The organism is Dietzia sp. CQ4 (assembly GCF_014145125.1).
GTDB lineage: Bacteria > Actinomycetota > Actinomycetes > Mycobacteriales > Mycobacteriaceae > Dietzia > Dietzia natronolimnaea.
Genome location: NZ_JAALDZ010000218.1, coordinates 1 through 3,351, shown reverse-complemented (window position 1 = coordinate 3,351; position 3,351 = coordinate 1). Strand labels below are relative to the sequence as shown.

Genomic DNA, 3,351 nt, shown 5'->3' with positions numbered 1-3,351 from the left:
GGACGTCCAACGGGTTGGTGATGACCGACATCGTCTCGATCGCGCCGGCGACCATCCTCTCCACGGTCACCGCACTGTGGAGGAGGTCGGCGCGGTGCTTGGGGAACACGGCCGCGCGGGAGACCTCGCCGACCTGGTGACCGGCGCGGCCCACCCGCTGGAGCCCCGAGGCCACGGACGGTGGGGACTCGACCTGCACGACCAGGTCCACCGCGCCCATGTCGATGCCCAGCTCGAGCGACGAGGTGGCCACCACCGCGCGCAGCCGACCCGATTTGAGGGCGTCCTCGATGAGCGCCCGTCGCTCCTTGGACACCGATCCGTGATGGGCCATGGCCAGCTCCGCGGGGGCGCCGCGCGAGACCTCGGACGGCACCATGATCTGCGCGGGTGGGCGGGCCGGCGCCGGCGGCAGCGAGCCCGGATCGGTGTCCTCGGCGTGGATCTCGTTGAGCCGCGCGGTCAGCCGCTCGGCCAGGCGGCGGGAGTTGACGAACACGATCGTCGAGCGGTGCGCCGTGACCAGGTCCACCACCTGACGCTCGACGTGCGGCCAGATCGACCCCTCGCCCGGCGTTCCGGGCGGAGCGGTGACGTCCGAGCCGGCCGAGGACAGGTCCGCCATGTCCTCCACGGGCACCCGGACCGTGAGCTCGAAACGCTTGTCGGATCCCGGCGCCACCACGGTCACCGGCCGCTCGCCCGCGAGGAAGCGGGCCACCTCGGAGTGCGGCCGGACGGTGGCGGACAGGCCCACCCTCCGGGCGGGGGTGTCCAGCAGGTCGTCCAGTCGCTCGAGACTGAGGGCGAGGTGGGCGCCGCGCTTACTGGCGGCCACCGCGTGGATCTCGTCGATGATCACCGTGTCGACCGTGGCCAGGGTCTCCCGTGCGGCCGAGGTGAGGAGCAGGAAGAGCGACTCGGGGGTGGTGACCAACACGTGCGGTGGCCGCGACCGCTGCCGCCGGCGTTCCTCGGGCGGCGTGTCACCGGTGCGGATCCCCACCGTCACCTCCGCGGTCTCCACGCCCAGGGACGCGGCCTCGCGCGCGATCCCGGCGAGCGGCGCCCGGAGATTGCGCTCGACGTCCACCGCCAGCGCCTTGAGCGGGGAGATGTAGAGCACACGGGTGCCGGGCGGGGGTGCGCCTGTGCTGTCACCGTCGCTGGTGCTGGTGCTGGTGCTGGTACTGGTGCTGTGGCCGCCGCCCAACATGAGTCGGTCGAGCGAGTCCAGGAACGCCGAGAGGGTCTTGCCCGACCCCGTGGGGGCCACGACGAGCGTGTGGGCGCCGCTCGCCAGGGACGCCCACGCTCCCTCCTGCGCGGGGGTGGGCCGGTCGAACGCCCCACGGAACCACGAGGCTGTGGCCGGGTGGAACCGCTCCAGTGCGTCGGACATGAACTCATGATGTCGCACGCCTACGACATCGGCCCGACCCGCGCCCCACCTCCGTAGAGTGTCGGCATGCGCAAGACTGTGAGCATGCACAGCGACAGCATGCGCGATCTCGACGACGACGACCTCGCCTGTTTCCTCGCCACGGGGATCGGTGACATCGTCCGGGGCACGCGCGCCGGGGGGCTGCTCCGAGGGCGCTCGCTCGCCCGTGTCGCCAACGAGGTCGCGCAGAACTGGACCGACGAGGTGCTGGCCGTGCACCGCCCGGATGACGGGACGCTCTCCGAGGGGGTCTCGGACGATCTCAGCAGGCTGGACAAGTCCCGCGTCTGGATCATCGACGTGATCGACGGCACCAAGGAGTTCTCGACGGGCCGCTCGGACTGGTCGGTGCACGTCGCGCTCGTCGTCGACGGCCGGCCCACCGTCGCCTCCGTGGGGCTGCCCGACTCGGGGCGCGTGTTCCGCTCGGACCAGGTCGACCACGTGGACGGCCCCCATTCGGGGACCATGGTGATCAGCCGCAACAACCCCCCGCCGGGGGCGCTCCAGGTCGCGGACGCGGTCGGCCTGGAGGTGCGGCCCATGGGCTCGGCCGGTGCCAAGATGCTCTCCGTCCTGCTCGGCGACGCGGACGCCTACCTCCACGCCGGGGGGCAGGACGAGTGGGACCAGGCCGCGCCGGTCGGCGTCGCCCTGGCCGCGGGGTTGCACGCCTCCCGCCTGGACGGGACGCCGATCCGGTTCAACAAACCCGACACCCACTCCCCGGACGTCCTGATCTGTCGCCCCGAGCTCACCGAGAAGATCCTGGCCGCGCAGGCCGCGCAGGCGACCCGAACGTAGACTGCAGGTCATGACCGTCCCCACCCCGTACGAGGACCTGCTCCGACTCGTCCTGGAGCAGGGCACCGCCAAGGCCGACCGCACGGGAACGGGCACCCGGAGCCTGTTCGGCCACCAGCTGCGCTATGACCTGGCGGCGGGATTCCCGCTGATCACCACCAAGCGCGTCCACTTCAAGTCGGTGGCCTACGAGCTGCTGTGGTTCCTGCGCGGCGACTCCAACGTGGGCTGGTTGCGCGAGAACGGCGTGAGCATCTGGGACGAGTGGGCTGACGAGCGCGGCGAGCTCGGACCCGTCTACGGCGTGCAGTGGCGGTCCTGGCCCACCCCCGACGGCCGGCACGTGGACCAGATCGCGAACGCCGTGGACCTGCTGCGCACCGACCCCGATTCGCGGCGCAACATCGTCTCGGCGTGGAACGTGGGCGAGCTGACGGACATGGCCCTGCCGCCCTGCCACCTGCTGTTCCAGTTCTACGTGGCCGACGGCAAGCTGAGCTGCCAGCTCTACCAGCGCAGCGCCGACCTCTTCCTGGGGGTGCCGTTCAACATCGCCTCCTACTCGCTGCTCACCCACATGGTGGCGCAGCAGGTCGGGCTCGAGGTGGGCGAGTTCATCTGGACCGGGGGCGACTGCCACATCTACGACAACCACGTCGAGCAGGTCAGGACGCAGCTGGCCCGCGAGGCCTACCCCTACCCGGAGCTGCGCCTGCGCCGCGCGGACTCGGTCTTCGACTACCGCTTCGAGGACTTCGACGTGGTCGGATACGAGCACCACCCGGGCATCAAGGCCCCGGTCGCGGTCTGAGCCGGGAGACGACGGCCGTGCCGGTCCGGATGGTGTGGGCGCAGGCCCGCGGCGGGGTGATCGGCGACGGTCGTGACATGCCCTGGCACATCCCCGAGGACCTGGCGTACTTCAAGCAGGCGACCACCGGGCGCCCCGTCGTGATGGGCCGGGCCACCTGGGACTCGATCCCCGCCCGCTTCCGGCCCCTGCCCGGTCGCCGCAACATCGTGTGCACCCGGGACGCAGGGTGGTCGGCCGAGGGCGCGGAGAGGGCGGCCTCTGTGCCCGCGGCGCTGGCGGCGGCCGGCCC

General features: G+C 71.9%; 4 protein-coding genes. 3 read left to right on the top strand and 1 reads right to left on the bottom strand.

Features of this window, described 5'->3' with window-relative positions; translation table 11 throughout:
• Nucleotides 1-1,402 (bottom strand): DEAD/DEAH box helicase (locus tag G6031_RS12690; protein WP_182653450.1); only part of this gene is annotated, 1,402 nt, incomplete at its 3' end.
• Between the two features lie 99 nt (nt 1,403-1,501).
• Here G6031_RS12690 and G6031_RS12685 point away from each other — a divergent pair.
• The 3 genes from G6031_RS12685 to G6031_RS12675 form a co-directional block, all read left to right on the top strand.
• Nucleotides 1,502-2,248, top strand: coding sequence for a 3'(2'),5'-bisphosphate nucleotidase CysQ (locus G6031_RS12685; RefSeq protein ID WP_179526315.1), 747 nt, complete (start codon nt 1,502-1,504; stop codon nt 2,246-2,248).
• A 10-nt stretch (nt 2,249-2,258) separates the two neighbouring features.
• Complete coding sequence (locus tag G6031_RS12680) at nt 2,259-3,059, top strand: thymidylate synthase (protein ID WP_182644567.1); 801 nt, start codon at nt 2,259-2,261, stop codon at nt 3,057-3,059.
• A gap of 17 nt (nt 3,060-3,076) precedes the next feature.
• A partial coding sequence (locus G6031_RS12675; protein WP_182653449.1) for a dihydrofolate reductase occupies nt 3,077-3,351 on the top strand: 275 nt, incomplete at its 3' end.

Excerpts from the sequence above, each read along its gene's own strand:
- G6031_RS12685 (WP_179526315.1), top strand. The coding sequence starts at position 1,502 with ATGCGCGATCTCGACGACGACGACCTCGCCTGTTTCCTCGCCACGGGG.
- G6031_RS12680 (WP_182644567.1), top strand. The coding sequence starts at position 2,259 with ATGACCGTCCCCACCCCGTACGAGGACCTGCTCCGACTCGTCCTGGAG.